Raw genomic sequence first — 23,823 nt, forward strand, 5'->3', positions numbered from 1 at the left:
TGTTTAGTATTCAGCAAACAGTTTTATGGTATATAATTATTTAAAAACTTTATACTTCCTAATTTCACATGTTTTAAATAACCACCATCTTGACTTATTGGATATCCATAAGCTCCTCCACAAGTATACTGTAGCCCTTGATAGTGTTTTATAATTGCTGGTTGTCCTAGATATACGATTCTCCAAATTTCGCCATTATAATGTTTAGCATAAACATCGTCGTTATATACGTAGTTTAATTTTGAAAAAAAATTAAACCCATTGCTATTAGCATCTTCTAACAAGAAGCCTTCTTTTATAAGTTCAAATCTTTGATCATCTGTTAAATTATAACCACAACCTGTATTGTTATTAGAAATACTTATGTCTTTTTCTTCAAAATTCTTAGTTTGATTTTTAATAGCCATATTACTTATCTTTTTATTTTAACTCCAGTATATCCGTTTAATATATAATTAATTACATTTTCATTTTCTTGGTACTTTAAATGTGCATTAATTGGATTCACTATTAAAGGTTTTCCAAAAGGCCATGAATATCCTTTTTTTGCAACACTTACAAATACATTAACTAAATTAAAATTGTTAGTATAAATTGTATTCTTTGGAACAGAATAACTCAATAAATCATTAGGGTCTGAAATAGCTATTAACTGAGCTTTAACATCGCTATTCCCTCTATGTTTTGTATACTCATTAAGTGCTGCATAAACCTCTTTAACAGCCTGATCTTTTTGAGATTTTGTTGTAATACTACTTGTAGAGTTTGGTTTTAGGTCTCCCATATACAATAAAGGCAACTGGTTGGACAACATAAAAATAGTGCTTAAATTATTTTGCCATGTTTTAGCCCATAGTTGTTCGCTTTTTAAGTTATCATTCATTGTTTCAATAAAAATCTTTGATCCCAAGCTTTCAGAAACACCAACTATTTTAGCGTTTGCATCAGATTCTACCATTAACTTCAACGTTATCTCCATATCTTTTTTTATTATATTTCGAAAATTCCCTTGATACATGATAACATCAGAAACAGATTCATTCATTAAACTACTTTTTATATTCTGCATAGTTTTTAACCTATCACTGTTTGTATCTACATAATGAAGAAGAAATTTCCATGAAGTAGCTGGAAACCATCCATGAATATAAAAACTCATTTTTTTATCTTCTTTTTTATAAGTTATAATTTTAACCTTGCTATACCGACTGTTATTATTATAGGTAGTTTTAATCTTTTTAAAACCTTCTTTATTTGTTATTTCAGAAATTAGTTTATCTGCAAATTCTAAATTATTTACCCCCATTCCATGAGTTATAAAAAAACATACATGATTTGATTCAGAAATTATTTTTTTTACTCCAAAAAATGTTTTTTCAGCTCGATTTACTTTTAACTTATGAATCATACAACTTTGTAATAAAAACAAGCTAAAAAACGTAGTTGCAAATAATATTTTAAACGATTTCATAATTAATGATTGTTAGTGATTAATAAGTACACGCAATTTATCACTAACAATCTATCAAAGAAATACCTAGTACTAGGTAATTTTAAAAACTAAACTCTTATTTACATATAAAACCACTGAAAAATCAGTGGTTTTATATTTGTATATTTTTTAAAACTGAAAAGTATTTTTATGTTACCATCCTCCAGTTGCACCACCTCCGCCAAAGCCTCCGCCTCCGAAGCCTCCTCCGAAACCGCCGCCACTAAATCCTCCACCTGAAGAACCTCCAAAACCTCCGCTTCCGAAACCTCCTCTTCCAGAATTACTTAGTATGATAGTATCGAAGATATCTCTAGCTGGATCTGATCTTCTATATTTTCTTCCGCCGCCTCGACCTCCTCGGTTTCCGCGAGATATTATGATAAAGAATATAATAAGTATTATAATAAAAATAATAAAACTCGGGTCAAAACCATCTTTAGACCGCTTTCTTTCTCCTTTAAATTCTCCTTGAAGTACTTTAAATATCGAATTAATTCCACTATCTAAACCTGCATAGTAATTTCCTTTTTTGAAGTAAGGAATAATGTTGTATTCAATTATTTGACGTGAAACATAATCAGTCAATAAATGCTCAGTCCCATAACCAGTTCTAATAGTAATCTTTTTATCATCTTTAGCTAACAATATAAAAATACCATTATCTACTTTCTCTTGACCTATTCCCCATTCATGTGCCCAATTTGTAGCTAAATAACCTATTTCTTCGCCTTTCGTGGAATTAATAACAGCAACTACTATTTGTGTAGAAGTAGTATCTGAATATTTAATTAATTTTTGTTCTAATGTAGTTTTCTCATGTGGAGTTAATAAGCCTATATAATCAAATAAACTCGTCTGATCTTTTTCTTTTTTCGGCTTCTTTGGAATTTCAAAACCTTGAGAAAAGATATTAAAAACACTAAATAGTGAAAATATAAGGATTAAAGTAGAAATGGTCTTTTTCAATTTCATTTAGCCTTTTGATATTTCATTAGACAACTCATCTTCATCATTAGTCTGCCAAGGAAAATGTGCTTTTAGTTCTTCACCTGCTTTTAAAACACCATCAATAATCCCTTGCTTAAAATTGCCTTTTTTAAATTGCTCCTGCATCGTATTTTTAGTAGTGTCCCAAAAGTTTTTAGGTACTACAGTATCAATACCCTTATCACCATAAATTACAAACTTATGATCTTCAACAGCTACATAAATAAGTACTGCGTTTTCTTGCTTGGTATTATACATTTTTAAAGTACTAAATACTTCTAGTGCTCTATCATAATGAGAAAGTGTTGTGCTCTTCTCAATATGTACTCTAATTTCACCAGAAGTATTTAGTTCAGCTTGCCTAATCGCAGAAACAATTTCTTGTTCTTCTTGAACAGAAAGAAAGTCTTCAACTTTAGACATCAATTAAAACTTAAAATCTACATTAGGAGCGTTTTCAGAACCTGCATCAGATTGGTATAATCTCATTTTAGTAAAACTTCTAAAAGAAGCAACTAAATTATTAGGAATTTTTTCAATAAATATATTATACTTCCCTGCCATTTTATTAAAACGGTCTCGAGCTATTTTTATTCGGTTTTCAGTACCTTCTAATTGACTTTGTAATTCTAAAAAATTCTTATTAGCCTTAATATCTGGATAACGTTCAACTGACACTAATAATTTAGATAATGCACCAGTTAATCCTTGTTGAGCTTGCTGAAACTGTGCCATTTTTTCAGGAGTTAAATCTCCAGCGTTTATATTTACAGAAGTAGCCTTGGCACGGGCATTAATAACATCGGTAAGCGTAGATTTTTCAAAATCAGCAGCTCCTTGTACCGTTTTTACTAAATTACCTATTAAATCATTTCTTCGTTGATATGAACTCTCAACGTTAGCCCACTTTATTTCTGCTTCTCCTTTTAACTCTACAATCTCATTGTTAACTCCAATACCCCAACTTACTATAAAAAAACCGATAACAAGTATTATTATAGGCACTAACCATTTTTTCATAATTTTTGATTTTATAATTGATTTTTGATTTTTATTAATTCTGCTTTTACAGTTTCCAATCTACTAATTATTTCGTGATTGTTTACCACTTTATCTGGATTTCTCTTTAACTTTTGTTTAGCTCCTTCTAAAGTAAAGCCTCTTTCTTTAACTAAATTAAAAATAAGTTTAAAGTTTTCAATATCTACTTTTGTAAATAACCTATTCCCTTTTGCATTTTTTTTAGGTTTAATTACATCAAACTCTTTTTCCCAAAAACGGATCAAGGAAGTATTTACTCCGAAAGCATCAGCAACTTCGCCAATTTTATAGTATCTTTTTTCAGGTAACTCTACGTACATTTTTATTTTTTAATCATACGACTGCCCCTTTTGCTGAGACGCCTTTTGCATTGCTATAAATTCTTCAGGAGTTAAATCGCCATAATAAAAATAAATAGGATTTACTGGTCGTCCATTTTTATGAACTTCATAATGTAAGTGTGGCGCTGCAGAACGTCCTGTATTACCTACATACCCTATCAAATCTCCTCTTTTTACACTTTGTCCTTTCTTAGCCACCATTTTACTCATATGAGCATAAATTGTTTTATACCCATAGCCATGATCTATGTATACTACTTTTCCAAAAGTTGAACTTCTATGTGCTTTAATTACCTTTCCATTTCCTGATGCAAAAATTGGTGTTCCAGTAGGTGACGTAAAATCCATTCCATTATGCATACGCCAAGATTTTAAAATAGGATGTAATCGCATACCATACCCAGAAGCCATTCTTTTTAAATCTTCATTTTTCACAGGTTGTATTGCAGGAATAGAAGCTAGCATCTTTTCTTTTTCTTTAGCTAAATTGACTATTTCATCTAACGATTTTGATTGAACTACCATTTGTTTAGATAAAATATCTAACTCTTTGGTTACATTTTTAATCATGCTACTATTATCAAAACCATCAAGGTGTTTGTATCTATTTACACCACCAAAACCTGCTCTACGTTGTTCTTCAGCAATTGGACTTGCCTCAAAATATGTTCTATAAATGTTGTTATCTCTTTCTTGTAATTCAGTTAAAACACCAGAGCTTTCGTCCATTCTTTTTGAAAGTAGTTCATAGTGTAACTTTAAGTTTTCTAGTTCTCTTTTTTGGGCTCTCTCTTTTGGTGTTAATAAAAACTGACTAAAACCTATGAATCCTAAAAAAGCAATTAATAATCCTCCTGTTACCACTAAAAAAGCTTTCTTATATTTTTCGGCTGATCTACTCTCTATTTTTCTATAAGATAACGTCTCTGGATCATAATAATATTTTACTTTCGCCATAATGCTAAATATACTATTTTTGTGCTCTTTAAACGAGCGCCTTTATTTAAGGGGTTATTGTTTGGAAACACACAAATTTACAAAATGTTTTAAAACTACTTATTTAAAGCGGTTTTTTAGTTAAAAATTAACAATTTTAAGATACTGGAGTGGTATGAAATCTCAAGAAGTTAGAGCTAAATTTTTAGATTTTTTTAAATCGAAACAACATGACATCGTTCCTTCTGCGCCTATGGTGCTAAAAAACGATCCTACCTTAATGTTTACCAACTCTGGTATGGCCCCGTTTAAGGAATACTTTTTAGGTAATGCCACACCAAAAAATAATAGAATTTCAGATTCTCAAAAATGTTTACGTGTTTCAGGAAAACATAATGATTTAGAAGAAGTTGGATATGACACCTATCATCATACTATGTTTGAAATGTTAGGAAACTGGAGTTTTGGTGATTATTTTAAAAAAGAAGCTATTGCTTGGGCTTGGGAATTATTAACCGAGGTTTTTAAAATAGATAAAGATATTTTATACGTAACCGTTTTTGAAGGTGATGAAAAAGACGGTACTAAAATGGACCAAGAAGCATACGATTTATGGAAGCAATATATTTCAGAAGATCGTATTTTAATGGGAAATAAAAAAGATAATTTCTGGGAAATGGGTGAGCAAGGTCCTTGTGGGCCATGTTCAGAAATTCATGTTGATATTCGTTCAGCCGAAGAAAAAGCTAAAGTAGATGGAAAATCATTAGTTAATGAAGATCATCCACAAGTTGTTGAAATTTGGAACTTAGTATTTATGCAATACAATCGTAAAGCTAACGATTCTTTAGAAGGGCTTCCTTCTAAACATATTGATACAGGTATGGGGTTTGAACGTTTATGTATGGTTTTACAAGGAGTTCAATCTAATTACGATACTGATGTTTTTACACCTTTAATTCGTGAAGTTGAAACCATCACTGGGATTGAATATGGTAAAGATGAAAAAATAGATATTGCTATTCGTGTTATTGCTGACCACGTTCGTGCAGTTGCTTTTGCTATTGCTGATGGTCAATTACCAAGTAATAATGGTGCTGGTTATGTTATTCGTAGAATTTTGCGTAGAGCTATTCGTTATGGATTTACATTCTTAAATCAAAAAGAACCTTTTATTTATAAATTAGCAGAAACTTTATCACATCAAATGGGTGCTGCTTTTCCTGAAATTAAAAAGCAAGACACTTTAGTACATAATGTAATTAAAGAAGAAGAAGCTTCTTTTTTACGTACACTAGATCAAGGATTGTTATTATTAGATAAGGTTATAGAAGATACTAATGGAAAAACAGTATCTGGTAAAAAAGCTTTTGAATTATATGACACCTATGGTTTTCCTTTAGATTTAACTCAATTAATTGCTCGTGAAAAAGGATATGAGATTAATGAAGAGGAATTTAATGCTGGAATGAAAGCTCAAAAAGATCGTTCTCGTGCAGCTTCTGCAAGTGAAACTGGCGATTGGGTTATTTTAGTAGAAGATGAAACTGAAGAATTTGTAGGATATGACACTTTAGAGGTTGATGTAAAATTAACACGTTACAGAAAAGTTACAACTAAAAAAGATGGTGACCAATATCAATTAGTATTTAACATGACTCCTTTTTATCCTGAAGGTGGTGGACAAGTTGGTGACAAAGGTGCCATTGAAACTCCAAATGGTGATGTTATATATATAACGGATACTAAAAAGGAAAACAATGTAATTATTCATTTTGCTAAAAACCTTCCTAAAAACTTAAATGACACGTTTAAAGCAGTAGTAAATGATGAATTTAGACGATTATCTGCAAGTAATCATTCTGCTACTCACTTATTACACCAAGCATTACGTGCCGTTTTAGGAACTCATGTTGAACAAAAAGGATCATTAGTTAGTCCTAAACATTTACGTTTTGATTTTTCTCACTTTTCTAAAGTTGATAAAGATCAATTACAAGAAATAGAAGAGTTTGTAAATGCTCGTATTCGAGAAAACCTTCCATTAATAGAAAAAAGAAACATCCCAATGCAACAAGCTATTGATGAAGGTGCAATGGCTTTATTTGGTGAAAAATATGGTGATAGTGTTCGTGCTATTCGTTTTGGACAATCAACAGAATTATGTGGTGGAACTCATGTACAACAAACTGGTGATATTTGGTATTTCAAAATAAAATCAGAAGGAGCCGTTGCTGCTGGAATTCGTCGTATTGAAGCCATTACCAATATAGCCGTAGGTGATTACTTTGAAGATATTGAACGTAATTACACAGAAGTAAAACAGGTATTAAAAAACCCGAAAAATCTTACTAAATCGGTAGTTGCTTTACAAGATGAAAATGCTAATTTAAAAAAGCAATTAGAGCAATTATTAAAAGATAAAGCTAAAAACATGAAAGGTGACATCAAAAACCAATTACAAGAGGTTAATGGTGTTCACTTTGTAGCTACTAAAGTAGATTTAGATCCAACTAGTATTAAAACCTTACTATTTGAATTAGGTGGGGAAATAGATAATTTATTTGTTCTATTTGCTTCTTCTGCTTCACCAGAAAAAGCAATGTTAACCTGTTATATTTCTAAAGAACTTGCAAACGAACGTGGGTATGATGCTGGTAAAGTAGTTAGAGAATTAGGGAAGTACATTCACGGTGGTGGGGGTGGACAAAATTTCTTTGCTACTGCTGGAGGTAAAAACCCTGGTGGAATTCCAAAAGTATTAGAAAAAGCAATTGAATACATCGGATAAAACAGATTAAAAATATTTTAAAAAAGGTTCAAAGTTTTCATTTACTTTGAACCTTTTTATATTTGTGAGAAAAAAATGAAAAAGGAACCTAATTTATATATAAACTTACTAAAGAACTTATTACCTATTATATTACCTTTAGTTTTAACATATATCCTTGAATTAAAATTTGGAATCAATATTGAGACCTACATTAATCAAATACCTAATAAATATTTTACAATAATATTGTCTTCTTTTTTATTATACTCAATGTATACTGCATTTAAACCAGTAATAAACATAAACAATAAAAATATATTGTTTATAGCAAGTCAAAATGACTATAACAGAATGGACAATACAATTGGATCTTTAATCATATTTACCATTCTTTTTTTTGCTTTCATTTATTTTATAAAAACACCTACACTAAATATTTGGTTATTTATTTCAATCATTTTTATACATAACATTAAAGGAGTTTACTTACAAAAAACAGTAACTTTTGAATTAAAAAACAATGATTTAAATTATCAAAACAGCAAAGAAAAAAGAACCTTCTTAGTTAAGAACATTAAAGAATTTAAAATATCCCCAAATCAAATAACTGTATTGTATCAAGATGATTCTGAGAAATTAATTTCTTTTCTTGAAATTAAAGAAAAAGATTTTAGAGAACTTAAATCTTGGTTTCAAAAAAGACTTCCTTATATTACAATATCAAAGTGTTAATCATGAATTTACAAACTCAAATACCGCTAAAACCTCAACAGCATAATCAATTAGATTATCAATCGGAAGTTGTATTAATTGGTTCTTGCTTTTCTGAAAATATCGGAAATAAATTAACGTATTATAAATTTAAAACGCTACAAAATCCTTTTGGTATTTTATTTCATCCTAAAGCTATTGAAACAATAGTTAATAATGCAATTAACCAAAAAGAATATACTGAACAAGATATCTTTTTTCAGAATGAACGATGGCATACTTTTGATGCTCATTCTTCTTTAAGTTCTCCTGATAAAAATGAGCTATTAAATTGCTTAAACGAAGCTATTAATACAACTTCAAAGCAATTAAAAACTGCCTCACATATAGTTATTACATTGGGTACTTCTTGGGTATATCGATTTATAGAAAGTGACACTATCGTGGCTAATTGCCATAAAATACCGCAAAAAAAGTTTTTAAAAGAAATTTTATCTGTTGAAGAAATTTCAGAAAGTTTAGACGCTATTAATTCATTAATAAAATCAGTAAATAAAAATGTTTCGATACTATATACAGTATCTCCTGTTCGTCATATTAAAGATGGTTTTATTGAAAACCAACGAAGTAAATCACATTTATTAACGGCTATTCATAATATTATTGAGCCTCGAGACAAAACATATTATTTTCCTTCCTATGAAATAATGATGGATGAATTACGTGATTATCGTTTTTATACTGAAGATATGATTCACCCTAATACAACAGCTATAAATTATATTTGGGAAAAATTCAACCAAACTTGGTTTACAAACGATTCTTTACAAACAATGAATCAAATTGAAATTATTCAAAAAGGATTGGCACATAGGTCTTTTAACCCTAATTCAGAAGCACACCAGAAATTTATAAGTAATCTTCAAGAAAAAATAAAAATCTTAAAAGACACACACACACATATTTCCTTTTAAAAACATCAACTTTATACTATATATAGTATAAAAAAGGCAATCTGATATGTTATTTCAGATTGCCTTTTTTATTTTAAACAGTTTCTTAAAAGTAGTTTAAAGATGTTGATCTACATTTCCCCATGGGCCACCATTAATTACATCAACTCCATGATTAGTTAAAAAATCAGTAGCCTGACCACTTCTTCCTCCACTTCTACAAACAGCAATTACAGGTTTGCCCCATGATTTAATTATTTCTACATTTTCTGGTATTGTATTTAAAACAATATGCTTAGCACCTTCAGAATGTCCTTCATTCCATTCACCTAGAGTTCTAACATCTAATACAACTGCTCCTTTCTCTAAGTATTCTTTAATTTCGTTACTCATGTTTTTTTTTCTAAATAAATTAAATAATCCCATTTTATGCTTGTTGGTAATTGTTAAGCAAAAATAATCCGTTTTCTATTAATGTTTTGTAGCTTTTGTTACCTTTAAGTTTCTTCAAATATTCTTTTATGCTACTTTTTATTGAATATTCTTTATCAAAAGCTAACTCTAATAACTCTAACGGTAATAACCAATCGTTTTTAAATTGAGATTCTAGTTGTTCAAAAATATCTTTTATTTTAACTTCAGAAACCGTACCATTTTCCCTCATCTCTCTAACCGAATCATATAATGAATATAATTTCTCATCAGATTCTGAGTATGTTATTTTATGAGTTTTGGTTTCTGACACTTTTCCTAAATCTTCAAAAGAGTTTACATCAGCTGGTCCTGCATAGGCAGAAACCACCTCAACACCAACAGCCATATCATATATACCCCAATCAGGATGGAATAATACTTTTTCTCCATATGTTACCGTACAATTTTTAAAAGAAATTAATAAAATCCTCCCTCTTAACTCTCTTGTACCAGTAATAACTTCTCCTTCTACTTTAACTCCTCCTTCAAACTCTAAAGAAACTTGTTTTCCTTCATAAATTCCATAAGCCTCTAAATCTCTAGGACTCATATTTTCAATTGGAATATTGATTCCTTTTAATTTTCCTATTGGACTTCCATACCCTTCAGCATGATAATTTATTCCATGTCCAATTAACTCTTTATCTCTATTTGATAATGCAGTACCTCCAGTTGTTTGAATATAAATAGGGCGATTTTTTTCATCAGATATTACATTTGTAAATACACCAGATATTTGGATACCTGTACTTAATTCAATAGTACCTAAATTATTAGAATCTATTAATTTTTCTACTCCTTTTAATCCACCTGTTCTTATTGCCATTTTATTAGCAAACTGTTCTAAAACTAAACTTAAATGTGCAAAATTTGGAGTTACAAATAATTGTGGTTGTGGTTTAGTGATATCAAAACTTACATCTGCAGCTTCAATTGAATAAGGTAATTTCTTAACCTCTTCCTGTAAACACCCCTTACTTTCACCAATTGAAGATAAAAGGCCTGCTCCATAAATTTTTGGATCATCGACAGTACCTATTAATCCGTACTCAACAGTCCACCAGTGTAAATTTCTTATCTGAGCCATCTCAGACAACTCTCCCATATTATCTTGTAGCCATTCAACTTTCTTTTGTGCTTCTTCAATTGCTTCTTTTGAGGCATTAGGATCTTCCTTTAATATTGATAGCAAGCGAATGGCTTCATACATTTCAAAATCTTTAGAAGAAGAAATAGCTTTTGCACCAATTTCTCCAAAACGACGTAAATACTCAGCATATTCTGGATTTGCTATAATTGGAGCATGACCAGCTGCCTCATGAATAATGTCTGGCGCAGGTGTATATTCTATATGACCAATTGTTCTCATATCAGAAGCAATAACCAATACATTATAAGCTTGAAATTCCATAAATGCATTAGGAGGTATAAAACCATCAACAGAAACAGCTGACCATCCTATTTCTTTTAATATACGATTCATCCCTTCCATTCTAGGAATATACTCTACTGAAATACCTGTTTTTTCAAGACCTTTTATGTATGATTTATGGGCAACCTTACCCAAATAATCTACATTCATTCTCATTACATAACGCCATACTGCTTGATTTTGCGCAGTATATTCATTATAAGGTTGTTTTACTATAAATTTATGTAAATGTTTAGGTAACTTTTTAGTTACTTCATTCAATTCAAAATGAGCCTCCATAGAATGGTATTTTAACTGCGTAAATTTAAGTTTTTTATGCTTCACAAAAAACTGATATCCGTTAAATTATATATTTTGTATATTTATAGCTAACACAAAAAATCAAAGCATAAAAATGAGAAATAGAGGCGGTTTTAAAATTCGTTTACTTATTGGACTAGTAATCGTTGCGTTTGCATATTTAAAAAAATGTAGTCAGCAAGAAGAAAATCCTTATACAGGAAAAACACAATCTATTAGTTTATCTCCAGAACAAGAAATTGCCATTGGTTTACAACAAGCTCCTTCTATGGCTCAACAACACGGTGGGTTATATCCTGACAACAGATATCAACAGATTGTTGATCAAATTGGTCAGAAATTAGTAAATAATACTGTAGCAAGAAAGTCTGGATACAAATATGATTTTCATTTATTAAAAGATCAAAGAGCTATTAATGCTTTTGCTTTACCTGGTGGTCAAATTTTTATTACTTATGCTTTATTTTCAAAATTAACAAACAGTAATGGTAGCTTGAATGAAAACATGCTTGCAGGGGTTTTAGGTCATGAAATTGGGCATGTTTTAGGTAAACATTCAAATGAAAGAATTACTGAAGCTAACTTTTGGAAGCTTTTAACAATGGGAGCTTCTGTTGGTGCTGATTTAGGTCAACTTGCTAATAGTGTTGGTCAAAAAACTTTACTTAAAAATGGGCGTGGTGATGAACTAGAAAGTGACGAATTGGGTGTAAAACTTATGATAGATGCAGGTTACGACCCTCGCTATCTAATAAACGTAATGGAAATTTTAAAAGCTGCAGCTGGACCTAATCGTGTTCCTGAATTTCAAAGCACACATCCTGACCCTGAAAATAGAATTGAAAAAATTAAAGTTGCAATTAAAAAGTACAGCAAATAAAAACTTGCATAGCCATGAAGTAAAACAAATTTTATAGTTATACTTTTACTTTATGGCTATTTTAAAACACATTAAATAGAAACTGCAATTCCTTTAAACACCTCTCTTATTTCAGTAAAACTCCTACCCTGATATACAAATTTATTGATTTTACTTTTCAACTTCGTATTTATAACTAATTCGCTATTATCAATTTCTAATAAGATATTTTGTTTGTGCATTTCCTTAGTTATCTTTCCCATCAAATCGTTATTTTGATATGTATTTTTTAATTCTCTTAGTTTTATAGCGTCTTTGAGTGTTTTTCCGATATAAAAAGATTTCAAATATTTTCTAATCTCTTTTTCTATCCCGCTTTTACCTAATTCTTTTAATCTTAAAATTTTATGAAGACTATTATCTCCTACAACATTATCAAAATTTTCTTCATTTATTGATACTTCTTCCAACTTATCAAATAAAGAAACTCCATGAAGGTTTATATTCTTTATTTCACAAGAATTTTCAAAAGATGTATCAGCATTAAATCCACAAAAAATAAAATTATTAAAATTATTAATCTCACTATTTTTCAAATTCAGCCCACTAAAGTTTAATAATAATGTGAAGTTATCTGGAACATCCATTAAATAAAAGTTAGAGATAAAACTCCCTTCTTTATCTCCAAAAACAACTTTAATTAAATGATTAAAATTTTCATTGCTATACTTCTCTTCATTAGAGTAATATTCACACAACAATAAAAACAAATTACTTATTGCCTTTTTATCAATAAACTTTAACTCTTCTCTATTTTGTTTTATATCATTAATTAACCCTCTTATAAAAACATAAAAATTATCTTTAGAAAAAGAATTATCTAAATTAACTTTATCAATAATACCTTTAGCTATGATAGAATTATAATTAGCTTCAAAAGCTAAAACTCTTATTAATTCATTACTAATTTCTATAAATGGTTCCTTTTTCAACAAGCTAAAAACACCAGTAACACAAAATTCAGATGCCAAAAATCGGTATATAAAAACATAATAATCATCTTGTTTTCTTATAAAAGGATGGTCTCTTAACCCTTTTGCTACTTTTTCAGAATTACTTATAAAATCAATTTGATTAACTATTTCTAATATTTCTTCTTCTCTTATTCTACCCATTTTTTCTATCGCCATAAGGGTAAAAAAAGCTACTTGACTATCAATACTTAAGTCATAACCATACTCATGTTTTTTTATTCCCTCCCTATTAAATGTTTGTTGAATAATAAAATCTAATCTATGGTTTGATAGTAAATAATTTGAATTAAACATCTCGGAATCAACCTCAAAATTCTCTTCAGAATTCATAAAATCAAGAACAACATCTAAAACAAAAGGAGGATATACATATTCATTACCCTTCTCTTTTTCCATTACAAATTCATGTAACAACGAAAGCCCCCTTTTTATTTTTGAAGGAGAAACCCCATTTAATGAAAAATATTTTTCGGCTAATTTTTTATTAAAAGGCATTAAATTATAAACAACAATAGCATTTCCATTACCATTAATTTTGTTTAAAAAAGTTTGAATATCTTTTACATATAAATCTCTACTGGTTAAGAGTATTTTCCCTTTTCCTATTTTCTCCCCTAATTCAGATAATTTAATTAAAAAAGAATCTAAGTTAAAACTTGTAATTGTTGACACTATTTCATCTACACCATCAATTATCATTAAAATATTTCCATAGTTAAAGTTATTATAAAATAACTGCTCATCTATGCTATTCCCTTGACTATGGCATTTCTTAAAAATAGAATACAAATCATATTCAGTTTCATCTGAAAAATCAGTATTCTTAAAACTTTCAATAAAAGCATTAGCTTCTATAAAAAGAACCAAATGTTTATATTCATTTTCTTTATTAATTAATTCATCATGTATTTTTTCAACTAAAGTTGTTTTTCCTATTCCTCCAGGCGCTTCAATGATTCCTATAGAAGGTGAACGTTCTTCAACAATCCAATGTAAAATATCTACTAAATGAATACTATTTGTTTCATGTTTGATTACTGGCGATACAAAATCATCGATTCCTAAAATTGGTAATTGATTAATATCATTTAGTGTTTCTTCAAACAAAAATTCTCCAATATAATACACGTTTTCTATCCTTATCTTATCTTTAAAAGTATCTAATACTTTTCTAGTTTTATGATTAGGGTTTTGAGGTACTAAAAGATTAATGTTTTTAAGTGGATATTTTTTTGAAAGGCCTTTCACATAAGCTATTGTAGAAATAGTTGAAAAACCATTTTTTAAAACAATATAAATAATTTTAACATCCATTTTATTTATATAAAATAAAATGGTTTTTTGTTGATTATTCTCTAGAAGTATTTTATGTTCAAAACCTTTACGAATACTTATTAAACTCTCTTTTATGTTTTCTGTATCAACTTTAAGTTGAGATGTATTAGACGACATAAAATTAACCACTAGATTTTCTGAAAACTCTTGAATATTTTTTTTATCGGTATCTAAGTTATTATAAACCCTAAACCGTTTATTTTTAATTCTATTTAAATTATTAATATACGGATTGAACGCTAATGTTTTAGATTTATAATTGTTATGCAATAACGTTTTAAACAAAACACAGCTTTCTTCTTCTATTAAATTTTTTTGAATATATTGATTAGATATAATAATTAAATAATGATTAATATGGCTAATACTTTTAACATCCTTAACTAGCACCAAATAATCAAAAAAACGATGATCTTTTAATTCATCATATAACTTTTTAGATGTAATATAAATGTTAATCCCCTGCTTTAAAAGACTTGAAACAAGTGTGTGAACATTTTCCATTTCATCATTCTCAAATGAAATTCCCAAAGAAGCAAAACTAGAAATCTTATTAATTGGTAAAACACCTAAAACATTATCAATTATTTCGATAACCTTAAGTATTTTAGGAATATCTGGAGTATCAAAATATAACTTTTGATAGATAGCCTCATAATCAATAAAATCTTCTTTTACATTTAAACTAAGTCCTTTTGTTTCTAATAATTTAGAAATTTCATTTATAGTTCCTTTATTTAATGATTTCACATCTTTTAAAAAGAAAAACTTTAAGTGCTTATGGTTTTTATGTAAATCGTTTTTTAAATACTTATTTATAGTAGAAATTATTTTTATTTTACTAAAAGTTGAAGTAATTTGAAGCGCAATTTCATTTTCATTATCTAAAGCATCAACTGCTGCAAAGTTTAATGATTCTTTATTAGCGTTTATAAATTTATATCCATAAACGGTGTTTAAAATTTCTATCGCTGTGTTCTCTAACAATACTTGTAACCCAAAATCATTAACCGCATTTTCTATTTTCATTTTAGATTTTAAAAGTCCAAAACGCGTACTCAAACTATTAAATAATGTAGGTAAATTCATTTATTTGAAATCATTAATTTTATATACATTTTTTAATCTATTGCCTTCTAATAAGAATAAATAAGAAACAATTTTTATCACATAAGTAGTCTTCTTATGTTTTTATGTAATAGTCAAAATTCTTTTCACAACGATTAATAATTTATAAAAATAACTATTTTACAGTACCACTTTTATTATTTATATAAATTTTTCCTGTTGATGCAGTAAAAATCTATTTTCAAATCCATTAATTCATCTCATTCATTTATACAAATACTAATTTCTTTCTTACATTTACCATTCAATTCTTAAAATAATGAACAAGAAAGTAATTTTAATGATACTTGATGGTTGGGGAATTACACAAGACCCTAAAGTATCTGCTATTTACAATGCCAAAACTCCTTTTATTAACTCATTATATGACCAATACCCGAATGCCGAACTACGGACAGATGGAGAACATGTAGGGTTACCTGAAGGTCAAATGGGGAATTCAGAAGTTGGACATATGAATTTAGGAGCAGGTAGAATTGTATATCAAAATCTTGCTAAAATTAATAAAGCAATAACAGAAAGAACTTTAGCAAATGAGCCTGAGTTATTAAAAGCTTTTGAATACGCTAAAACAAATAATAAAAATGTTCATTTCTTAGGATTAGTTTCTAATGGAGGGATACATTCTCACATTAATCATTTAAAAGGTCTTTTAACTGCCGCAAACGACCATGATTTAAAAAAAGTGTATTTACATGCTTTTACTGATGGGCGTGATTGCGATCCAAAATCAGGTAAGTTTTTCATCAATGACATTCAAGAACACATGAAACAAACCACTGGTGAATTAGCTTCTATAACTGGACGCTATTATGCAATGGATCGTGATAATCGTTGGGAACGTATTCAATTAGCTTATAATGCCTTGATTCATGGAGATGGTATAAAATCTTCTAATGCAGAAAAAAGTATTCTTACTAGTTATGAAAATGGAGTTACTGACGAATTCATAAAACCAATTATAATGGTTGATGAAAATAATAGCCCTAAAACTAGTATTAAAGACGATGATGTTATTATTTTCTTCAATTTTAGAACCGATAGAGGTCGTCAACTAACAAATGCTTTAAGTCAAAACAATTTCCCTGAACTTAACATGAAAAAGTTACCTCTATATTTTGTTACTATGACAAACTATGATGAAACTTTTACCAACATAAATGTAATTTACAATTCTAAAAATATAGAAAACACTTTAGGTGAAGTTTTAGAAAAAGCAAATAAAAAACAAATTAGAATTGCAGAAACAGAAAAGTATCCGCATGTTACTTTTTTCTTTTCTGGTGGGCAAGAAAAAGAGTTTGAAGGAGAAAAACGATTATTATGCCCATCGCCAAAGGTTGCCACTTATGATTTAAAGCCTGAAATGAGTGCTTATGAAATAAAAGATGCTATTGTTCCAGAATTAAAAAAAGGAGATGTAGATTTTGTTTGTTTGAATTTTGCAAATGGAGATATGGTAGGTCACACTGGTATTTTTGACGCTGCTGTTAAGGCTTGCGAATCCGTTGATCGTTGTGTAAAAGAAGTAATTACAACTGCATTAGAAAATGATTATACTACAATTTTAATTGCTGATCATGGTAATTGCGAAACGATGATTAATCCAGATGGAACACCACATACTGCTCATACAACAAACCCTGTTCCTATGATTTTAATTGACAAAGAATTAAAATCAATAAAGAATGGAATTTTAGGAGATATTGCTCCTACAATTTTACAATTAATAGGAATTGATAAACCTAAAGAAATGACACAACATTCTCTTATCTAAAAACATATCTTTTTTATGAAAAAAATACTTTTTATTTTATCCTTTATATTAATAAGTTCATGTGCTTCAGTCCCTAAAAAACCAGCGACTAAAGATAAAGACGGTAATTTAATTGGAATAGCAACTCGTAAAGACTTCCAACAAGAGCCTTACGGAAGTGATTGGTTTAATGATTTCTATTCTTATTATGAAATTGAAAAAGCAACTGCTCAAAAGTTAGAAAAAAACTTAAATGGGATTAAAATAAAAGCATTTATGGGAACATGGTGTGGTGATAGTAAACGTGAAATCCCTAATTTTTACAAATTATTAGACGAAGCTAAATTTAATTATAAAAAGCTTGAAATGATCACTGTAAATCGTCAAAAAAAAGCAGATGGATTAGAAAAAGGTTTTAACATTATTCGTGTTCCTACCTTTATCTTTTATAAAAACGGAAAAGAAATTGGTCGATTCGTAGAACATGCCCATGATGGCTCAACGATTGAAGATGATATTTTAAAAATAATATCAGGACAACCTTATAAACATCCATATCAAAAATAAACGTAAATTTGCGCTTCAATATTTTTCAACATGATCAAACCAAAAACTAGAGAAGAAATAGAAATAATGCGCGAAAGTGCTTTAGTTGTTTCAAAAACATTAGGTATGCTTGCTAAAGAAGTGAAACCTGGTGTAACCACATTACATTTGGATAAATTAGCTGAAGATTTTATTCGTGAGCAAGGTGCTATTCCTGGTTTTTTAGGTTTATATGATTTTCCTAACACACTATGTATGAGCCCTAACTCTCAAGTAGTACATGGGATTCCTAATAACACTCCTCTTCAAGAAGGTGATATTATATCAATAGACTGCGGTGCTATAAAAAATGATTTTTATGGAGATCATGCTTACACTTTTCCTGTAGGTGAAATTGCTCCAGAAACTCAAAAATTACTAGATATAACTAAAGAAAGCTTATATGTTGGCATACGTGAATTAAAAGTTGGAAATAGAGTTGGAGATGTTGGTTTTGCTATACAAAATTTCACAGAAAAACATGGTTACGGTGTTGTTAGAGAACTTGTAGGTCATGGTTTAGGTAAAAAAATGCACGAAGACCCTGAAATGCCAAATTATGGACGTAGAGGACGAGGGAAAAAATTTATTGAAGGAATGGTTGTTGCTATTGAACCAATGACTAATTTAGGTACTCATAAAATCCGTCAACATAATGATGGTTGGACTATTACTACTTTAGATGACAAACCTAGTGCTCATTTTGAGCATGATGTAGCTATAATAGATGGTAAACCAGAATTACTTTCTACTTTCAAATACATATATGATGCTTTAGGAATTGAAAGTAACGAAGAAGATGAGTTTAGACAAAAACCTTTAATATTATAATAAAAGTGTCTTTTTTTAAAGCTATTTTAAATACTATACCTAGACCTATTTTAATAAAAGCTAGTTACTGGGCAAAACCCATTATTTCTTGGTGGTTAAAGGGTGATAATTATACAGATCCTATTGACGGAAAATCTTTTCGAAAATTTTTACCCTACGGATATGGTGTACAACGAGAAAATGCTTTATCTCCTTCTACCTTATCATTAGAAAGACATCGTTTATTGTGGTTGTATTTACAAAATGAATCTACTTTTTTTTCTTCAAAAAAAAAGTTTAGAGTATTACATATTGCCCCAGAACAGTGTTTTTTAGACATTTTTAGAAAACAAAAAAACTTAGAATATATTACTTCTGATTTAGAATCACCGATAGCAGATGTAAAAGCTGATATCTGTAACTTACCATTTGAAAACAATTCATTTGATGTTATTTTTTGTAACCACGTTTTAGAACACATTCAAGATGACACAAAAGCCATGAACGAACTTTTCAGAGTTATGAAAACTGGTGGCTTTGGTATTTTTCAAATCCCTCAAGATCTAAATAGAGAAACTACTTTTGAAGACGATACCATTACCGACCCAAAAGAACGGGCTAAAATATTTGGTCAATACGATCATGTTCGTGTATATGGTCGTGATTATTTTAACAAACTTCGATCTATTGGTTTTCAAGTTGATGAAGTTGATTTCACAAAAAAAATCGCTCCAGAAAAACTAGAACGATTTGCTTTAATGAAAGGTGAAATTTTACCAGTCTGTTTTAAAAATTAATTTATAAACTCCTGCAACTTATTATTCTTATCATTGTATAATAAAACAACCTTCAATTCAGGATGCTTTAACAAAAATTCTTTTGTTTTATCTAAACCCATTGCTAAAAACGCAGTGGCATAAGCATCTACATCAGCGCAATCTCCTTTTAAACGAACTGAAACACTTAACAAATTACTTTCTTGCGCTAAACCAGTTTTTGGATTCACTGTGTGCACAATTTTCTCCCCTTCTTCATTCATTTTGTATTTTCTGTAGTTTCCTGAAGTAGCCATAGATTCATCATCCAATTCAATTATTTTTTGAAGTGATCGTGTACCATCAACATTTGGTTTTTCGATAGCTACCTTCCATAATTTACCTTCCTTTTTACCTCTTGCTCTAATTTCACCTCCTATTTCTACTAAATAATTATTAATCTTTTTACTCTCCAAAAACCCCCCAATAACATCAATACCATATCCTTTAGCAAAAGCGTTCACATTAAATTCTATATTAGAAGTTTCCCTAAACACCTTTCTATTCTCTAGTTTTACTTTATCAAAACCTACTCCCTTCATAAGTCCTGTAATTTCTTCTGAACTCAAATTCTTTTTCTCTTTTCCCGATCCAAAACCATACGCATCAATTAAACGACCTATCGTAGGATCAAAATACCCATTAGTTTCTTTATGAATTCGTTTAGCTTTTTCAAAAACATCTATAAACATATCATCTACCACTACCGTTGAGTCCCCTTTATTTATTTTTGATATATCAGAAGTAGGCATATAGGTAGACAACGAATTATTAACCAAATTAAATAAACTATCAATCGATTTTTGGTAATTTGTCTTATCTAAATAGGTAATATGATAAGTAGTTCCAAAAACAACTCCTTCGAGCTTAACAATCTCTTTTTGCTTTTTTTCACTACATCCAAAAAGAACAAATAACACTAGTGTACTTAAATAAAAACTCTTTTTTAGCATCAGTTAAAATATTTAAGCACAAAAATAATAGTTTCAATCTTCATAAAAGATTGTTAATTATCTTTTTTGTATTCCCATTTTTATAACTTTGCTTTATAATATTCAATCAAAGTAAATTTAATTTAAGATGAAAAAAGCATTTCTATTATTTGTACTAACCATATTAATAGCTTCTTGTGCTTCTACTAAAGAAATGGAAGCTTTAAAAGCTAAACATGAAAAAACACAAGAAGAATTACTTGCTGTAAAAACAAATTTAACAAAGTGTTTGGTTGAAAAAGAACGTTTTCAAGAAAAATCAAGTATCCTACAAACCACTGTTAATGACTTACGTAAAGACAAAAGTGAAACTCTAAAACAAGTAGGAAATTTAACTGTTTTAACTCAAGGAGCAAATGATAACATTAAAGAAACTCTTGCTCAATTAAGTAAAAAAGACAAATACATTAATAGAATTAGAGCAGCTGCCTCTAAAAAAGATTCATTAAACTTAGTTGTTGCTTTCCATTTAAAGAAAGAATTACAGCAAGGAATTGATGATGAAGATATTGAAGTGAATGTTGAAAAAACAGTAGTTTTTATTTCAATTTCTGATAAGCTTTTATTTAAAAGCGGTAGTTATACTATAACTGATAAAGCTTCTAAAGTATTAGAAAAAGTAGCAACAGTTGTTAATGCTCAGCCTAAAATGGATGTAATGATAGAAGGTCATACTGATGATACTCCTATAAAAGGTTCTTCAGTTTTAAAAGACAACTGGGATTTAAGTGTTAGACGTTCAACTGCAATTGTACGCCAATTACAAAATAAATACAACGTAGCTCCTAGTAGATTAATTGCTGCAGGTAGAAGTAGTTACGCTCCTTTAACCACTAATGATTCAGCTGCAAACAAATCAAAAAACAGAAGAACAAAAATTATTATTCTTCCTCGTTTAAACCAATTCTTCGAATTGTTAGAGCAAAAAGCTGAATAACAAACAAAACATATAAATAAAAAACTGCCTAATGGCAGTTTTTTTTGTTTTAATAAAATTCTCGTTCTTTGTAACTTTACATTTTAATAACTTCATGCTAACAAAACTATTACCTAAAAGATTTCAGCTAGCTAAAACATTTGTACTAACCATACTTTTTTTTGCTTTCGTAATTAGATGTTCATTATATTTTTTAACGCTAAATACAATTGATTTTTCTATTATTAATCTATTCAAAATATTGGTTATAGGAATATTTTATGATATTGGTGTACTATCATATGTATTACTACTTTACACTATATATCTATTAATAATACCTAAGAAGTTCCATGGAAGTAAACTTGATAAACTCATAACAAAATTCACCTACGGATTATTATTATTTGTTTTTATATTTTCTTTTTTAGCCGAAGTTCCTTTTTGGCAAGAATATCAAAGAAGATATAACTTTATCGCTGTCGATTATTTATTATACACCTATGAAGTAGTTGAAAACATACATCAATCATTTCCTATTCCTTTGTTAGTAGGAGTTATTGTTTTAATATTAATAATCAGCATAAGATTTGCTAAAAAAAGAAATGCATATAAACTTACATTTGAAAGTGATGATTCTTTTAATAAAAAAATAATCCCTGCATTTTTCGCTGTTCTAATTTTTTCATTATTCCATTTTAACGTAAAAAACACTAATGCAGAAATTTTTGACAATATCAATGAAAGTGAATTAGCAAAGTCTGGTCTATTTTCTTTCTTTGCTGCCTACAAAAGTAATGAGCTTAATTATAAAGAATTTTACGACACTATTTCAAAAAAAGAAGTATACGGCATATTAAGAAAAAACATAAAAGCCTCAAATGATAGTCTTATAAATTATGAAGGCATTAAAAGACATACAATTAATTTAGGAGAAGAAAAAAAACCAAATATAATATTTATTGGTTTAGAAAGCTTGAACGCTAGATTCATGACCACTTTTGGTAACGATAAAGTATGGACACCAACATTAGATTCTTTAGTTGGAGAATCAATATTTTTCAACAACTTATATGCTACAGGAACTCGAACTATAAGAGGTATAGAAGCTATTAGTTTATCAATTCCACCTACACCAGGAAGAAGTATTGTAAAACGTGAAAACAACGAAAACCTTTTTACCATAGGGGAAGTATTTAAACAAAAAGGATACTCTCGATCATTTATCTATGGGGGTGATGGCCATTTTGATAATATGACCGATTATTTTAGTTATAATGGATTTGATATTGTTGACAGAAGAAAATTACATCGTTTAAAAAAGAATTTACCTACAAAAAGAACAAGAATTGAAGATGAAGAAACAACTTTTGAAAATGCTTGGGCTATTTGTGACGGTGACCTTTTTAATAAGGTTATAAAGGTAGCTGATAAACAACACAAAGAGCAACAACCTTTTTTCAATTTTGTAATGACAAGCTCTAATCACAAACCACATACATACCCTGAGAATATTATAGATTTGCCTCCTGGTGTAGATATAAGAGGGTCTATGAAATATTTAGACGAAAGTTTGAAGCGATTTTTGGTAACAGCCAAAACAAAACCATGGTTTGAAAACACAATTTTTGTTATCATGTCAGATCATTGTGCTTTTAGTGCTGGTAGAACAGAAATAAATGTAGAAAATCATCACATACCAGCTTTTATTTTCAACATGAAAGAAAATAAGCCAACTGTAATAAATAAGCTTTCATCACAAATAGACATCTTTCCAACCCTATTCGGATATTTAAACTGGAGCTATACTTCAAATCTTTATGGAAAAGATATTAATAAAATGAACCCAGAAGATGAAAGAGCACTAATAGGCAACCATAGAAAAGTAGGATTATTAAAACCTGGTAAATTATTATTACTTGAAACTCAAAGAGGTCATGTTTTTTACGACTGGAATAAATTGAAAAATGAAATTACACCTATTAAAACAGACTCTACATTTTTAAAAGAAACAATTTCATACTATCAAGCTGCTTATGAAATGTTTAAAAATGAAAAACTCAAATTAAACTAACCTACTATTTGTCAATCAAATAAATAATCGTACTTTTGCAGTCCTTTTTAAAGGAAAATTTATTATTATTAATCAT

At 29.1% G+C, this 23,823-nt stretch carries 21 protein-coding genes; 10 read left to right on the top strand and 11 right to left on the bottom strand.

Annotated features, from left to right (window positions below):
- Nucleotides 1–23: 23 nt before the first annotated feature.
- The 7 genes from DS884_RS16530 to DS884_RS16560 form a co-directional block, all read right to left on the bottom strand.
- Nucleotides 24–407 (bottom strand): hypothetical protein, encoded by a 384-nt coding sequence (locus tag DS884_RS16530; protein ID WP_113787546.1) that lies wholly within the window; start codon nucleotides 405–407, stop codon nucleotides 24–26.
- Between the two features lie 5 nt (nucleotides 408–412).
- Nucleotides 413–1,471 carry a hypothetical protein gene (locus DS884_RS16535; RefSeq protein WP_147239420.1) on the bottom strand — a complete coding sequence of 353 codons (1,059 nt, stop codon included), beginning with the start codon at nucleotides 1,469–1,471 and terminating at the stop codon, nucleotides 413–415.
- Between the two features lie 174 nt (nucleotides 1,472–1,645).
- Nucleotides 1,646–2,467, bottom strand: a complete 822-nt coding sequence (locus DS884_RS16540) for a TPM domain-containing protein (RefSeq protein ID WP_093870168.1) — start codon at nucleotides 2,465–2,467, stop codon at nucleotides 1,646–1,648.
- Nucleotides 2,468–2,905 (bottom strand): TPM domain-containing protein, encoded by a 438-nt coding sequence (locus DS884_RS16545; RefSeq protein WP_093870167.1) that lies wholly within the window; start codon nucleotides 2,903–2,905, stop codon nucleotides 2,468–2,470.
- Nucleotides 2,906–2,908: 3 nt separating this feature from the next.
- A complete protein-coding gene (locus DS884_RS16550; protein ID WP_113787548.1) occupies nucleotides 2,909–3,502 on the bottom strand; it encodes a LemA family protein in 594 nt (197 codons plus the stop codon).
- 11 nt (nucleotides 3,503–3,513) lie between these two features.
- Nucleotides 3,514–3,843 carry a MerR family transcriptional regulator gene (locus DS884_RS16555; RefSeq protein WP_093870165.1) on the bottom strand — a complete coding sequence of 110 codons (330 nt, stop codon included), beginning with the start codon at nucleotides 3,841–3,843 and terminating at the stop codon, nucleotides 3,514–3,516.
- A 9-nt stretch (nucleotides 3,844–3,852) separates the two neighbouring features.
- Nucleotides 3,853–4,821 carry a M23 family metallopeptidase gene (locus DS884_RS16560; protein WP_113787549.1) on the bottom strand — a complete coding sequence of 323 codons (969 nt, stop codon included), beginning with the start codon at nucleotides 4,819–4,821 and terminating at the stop codon, nucleotides 3,853–3,855.
- Nucleotides 4,822–4,975: 154 nt separating this feature from the next.
- On the opposite strand from DS884_RS16560, the gene alaS reads away from it, so the two are divergent.
- The 3 genes from alaS (at nucleotide 4,976) to DS884_RS16575 (ending at nucleotide 9,258) form a co-directional block, all read left to right on the top strand.
- Entirely contained in the window at nucleotides 4,976–7,591 is a 2,616-nt protein-coding gene (gene alaS, locus DS884_RS16565; RefSeq protein WP_113787550.1) for an alanine--tRNA ligase, read from the top strand.
- Between the two features lie 75 nt (nucleotides 7,592–7,666).
- A complete protein-coding gene (locus tag DS884_RS16570; RefSeq protein ID WP_113787551.1) occupies nucleotides 7,667–8,305 on the top strand; it encodes a hypothetical protein in 639 nt (212 codons plus the stop codon).
- Between the two features lie 2 nt (nucleotides 8,306–8,307).
- The gene (locus DS884_RS16575; RefSeq protein WP_113787552.1) at nucleotides 8,308–9,258 is read left to right on the top strand and encodes a GSCFA domain-containing protein; all 951 of its coding nucleotides are present in this window, start codon (nucleotides 8,308–8,310) and stop codon (nucleotides 9,256–9,258) included.
- Between the two features lie 96 nt (nucleotides 9,259–9,354).
- Here the strand turns inward: DS884_RS16575 and DS884_RS16580 are convergent, their stop codons facing one another.
- On the bottom strand, nucleotides 9,355–9,630 hold the full coding sequence (locus DS884_RS16580) for a rhodanese-like domain-containing protein (RefSeq protein WP_113787609.1): 276 nt from the start codon (nucleotides 9,628–9,630) through the stop codon (nucleotides 9,355–9,357).
- Nucleotides 9,631–9,664: 34 nt separating this feature from the next.
- Nucleotides 9,665–11,422 (bottom strand): aromatic amino acid hydroxylase, encoded by a 1,758-nt coding sequence (locus DS884_RS16585; protein ID WP_113787553.1) that lies wholly within the window; start codon nucleotides 11,420–11,422, stop codon nucleotides 9,665–9,667.
- A gap of 115 nt (nucleotides 11,423–11,537) precedes the next feature.
- Between DS884_RS16585 and DS884_RS16590 the strand changes: the two genes are divergently transcribed.
- Entirely contained in the window at nucleotides 11,538–12,323 is a 786-nt protein-coding gene (locus DS884_RS16590) for a M48 family metalloprotease (protein WP_093870160.1), read from the top strand.
- A gap of 71 nt (nucleotides 12,324–12,394) precedes the next feature.
- Here the strand turns inward: DS884_RS16590 and DS884_RS16595 are convergent, their stop codons facing one another.
- Nucleotides 12,395–15,760 carry an SMEK domain-containing protein gene (locus DS884_RS16595; RefSeq protein ID WP_113787554.1) on the bottom strand — a complete coding sequence of 1,122 codons (3,366 nt, stop codon included), beginning with the start codon at nucleotides 15,758–15,760 and terminating at the stop codon, nucleotides 12,395–12,397.
- A 298-nt stretch (nucleotides 15,761–16,058) separates the two neighbouring features.
- Here DS884_RS16595 and gpmI point away from each other — a divergent pair, with 298 nt between their 5' ends.
- From gpmI to DS884_RS16615, 4 genes are read left to right on the top strand one after another with little or no spacing between them, the layout of a single operon-like run.
- Entirely contained in the window at nucleotides 16,059–17,576 is a 1,518-nt protein-coding gene (gene gpmI / locus DS884_RS16600) for a 2,3-bisphosphoglycerate-independent phosphoglycerate mutase (RefSeq protein WP_113787555.1), read from the top strand.
- Between the two features lie 15 nt (nucleotides 17,577–17,591).
- A complete protein-coding gene (locus tag DS884_RS16605) occupies nucleotides 17,592–18,122 on the top strand; it encodes a TlpA family protein disulfide reductase (RefSeq protein ID WP_113787556.1) in 531 nt (176 codons plus the stop codon).
- Between the two features lie 30 nt (nucleotides 18,123–18,152).
- On the top strand, nucleotides 18,153–18,971 hold the full coding sequence (gene map / locus DS884_RS16610) for a type I methionyl aminopeptidase (RefSeq protein ID WP_113787557.1): 819 nt from the start codon (nucleotides 18,153–18,155) through the stop codon (nucleotides 18,969–18,971).
- Between the two features lie 5 nt (nucleotides 18,972–18,976).
- Nucleotides 18,977–19,747 (top strand): class I SAM-dependent methyltransferase, encoded by a 771-nt coding sequence (locus DS884_RS16615; protein WP_093870155.1) that lies wholly within the window; start codon nucleotides 18,977–18,979, stop codon nucleotides 19,745–19,747.
- On the opposite strand, the gene DS884_RS16620 is transcribed toward DS884_RS16615, so the two are convergent.
- Nucleotides 19,744–20,718 carry an FAD:protein FMN transferase gene (locus DS884_RS16620; RefSeq protein ID WP_113787558.1) on the bottom strand — a complete coding sequence of 325 codons (975 nt, stop codon included), beginning with the start codon at nucleotides 20,716–20,718 and terminating at the stop codon, nucleotides 19,744–19,746. The two genes, DS884_RS16615 and DS884_RS16620, sit on opposite strands and share 4 nt — an antisense overlap.
- A gap of 127 nt (nucleotides 20,719–20,845) precedes the next feature.
- Between DS884_RS16620 and DS884_RS16625 the strand changes: the two genes are divergently transcribed.
- A complete protein-coding gene (locus tag DS884_RS16625; protein ID WP_093870153.1) occupies nucleotides 20,846–21,694 on the top strand; it encodes an OmpA family protein in 849 nt (282 codons plus the stop codon).
- A 31-nt stretch (nucleotides 21,695–21,725) separates the two neighbouring features.
- Nucleotides 21,726–23,747: an LTA synthase family protein gene (locus DS884_RS16630; RefSeq protein ID WP_233487178.1), complete on the top strand. Its 2,022-nt coding sequence runs from the start codon at nucleotides 21,726–21,728 to the stop codon at nucleotides 23,745–23,747.
- Nucleotides 23,748–23,823: the final 76 nt, after the last annotated feature.

It is taken from the genome of Tenacibaculum sp. E3R01 (assembly GCF_003318185.1).
Taxonomy (GTDB): domain Bacteria; phylum Bacteroidota; class Bacteroidia; order Flavobacteriales; family Flavobacteriaceae; genus Polaribacter; species Polaribacter halocynthiae.

Bases quoted from the DNA above. Each gene is read 5' to 3' on its own strand.
- DS884_RS16530 (WP_113787546.1), bottom strand. From the start codon at position 407: ATGGCTATTAAAAATCAAACTAAGAATTTTGAAGAAAAAGACATAAGT.
- DS884_RS16540 (WP_093870168.1), bottom strand. From the start codon at position 2,467: ATGAAATTGAAAAAGACCATTTCTACTTTAATCCTTATATTTTCACTA.
- DS884_RS16620 (WP_113787558.1), bottom strand. From the start codon at position 20,718: ATGCTAAAAAAGAGTTTTTATTTAAGTACACTAGTGTTATTTGTTCTT.
- DS884_RS16580 (WP_113787609.1), bottom strand. From the start codon at position 9,630: ATGAGTAACGAAATTAAAGAATACTTAGAGAAAGGAGCAGTTGTATTA.
- DS884_RS16630 (WP_233487178.1), top strand. From the start codon at position 21,726: ATGGCAGTTTTTTTTGTTTTAATAAAATTCTCGTTCTTTGTAACTTTA.
- DS884_RS16605 (WP_113787556.1), top strand. From the start codon at position 17,592: ATGAAAAAAATACTTTTTATTTTATCCTTTATATTAATAAGTTCATGT.
- alaS (WP_113787550.1), top strand. From the start codon at position 4,976: ATGAAATCTCAAGAAGTTAGAGCTAAATTTTTAGATTTTTTTAAATCG.
- DS884_RS16550 (WP_113787548.1), bottom strand. From the start codon at position 3,502: ATGAAAAAATGGTTAGTGCCTATAATAATACTTGTTATCGGTTTTTTT.
- DS884_RS16535 (WP_147239420.1), bottom strand. From the start codon at position 1,471: ATGAAATCGTTTAAAATATTATTTGCAACTACGTTTTTTAGCTTGTTT.
- DS884_RS16570 (WP_113787551.1), top strand. From the start codon at position 7,667: ATGAAAAAGGAACCTAATTTATATATAAACTTACTAAAGAACTTATTA.
- map (WP_113787557.1), top strand. From the start codon at position 18,153: ATGATCAAACCAAAAACTAGAGAAGAAATAGAAATAATGCGCGAAAGT.
- DS884_RS16545 (WP_093870167.1), bottom strand. From the start codon at position 2,905: ATGTCTAAAGTTGAAGACTTTCTTTCTGTTCAAGAAGAACAAGAAATT.
- DS884_RS16595 (WP_113787554.1), bottom strand. From the start codon at position 15,760: ATGAATTTACCTACATTATTTAATAGTTTGAGTACGCGTTTTGGACTT.
- DS884_RS16625 (WP_093870153.1), top strand. From the start codon at position 20,846: ATGAAAAAAGCATTTCTATTATTTGTACTAACCATATTAATAGCTTCT.
- DS884_RS16575 (WP_113787552.1), top strand. From the start codon at position 8,308: ATGAATTTACAAACTCAAATACCGCTAAAACCTCAACAGCATAATCAA.
- DS884_RS16590 (WP_093870160.1), top strand. From the start codon at position 11,538: ATGAGAAATAGAGGCGGTTTTAAAATTCGTTTACTTATTGGACTAGTA.
- DS884_RS16555 (WP_093870165.1), bottom strand. From the start codon at position 3,843: ATGTACGTAGAGTTACCTGAAAAAAGATACTATAAAATTGGCGAAGTT.
- DS884_RS16585 (WP_113787553.1), bottom strand. From the start codon at position 11,422: ATGGAGGCTCATTTTGAATTGAATGAAGTAACTAAAAAGTTACCTAAA.
- gpmI (WP_113787555.1), top strand. From the start codon at position 16,059: ATGAACAAGAAAGTAATTTTAATGATACTTGATGGTTGGGGAATTACA.
- DS884_RS16560 (WP_113787549.1), bottom strand. From the start codon at position 4,821: ATGGCGAAAGTAAAATATTATTATGATCCAGAGACGTTATCTTATAGA.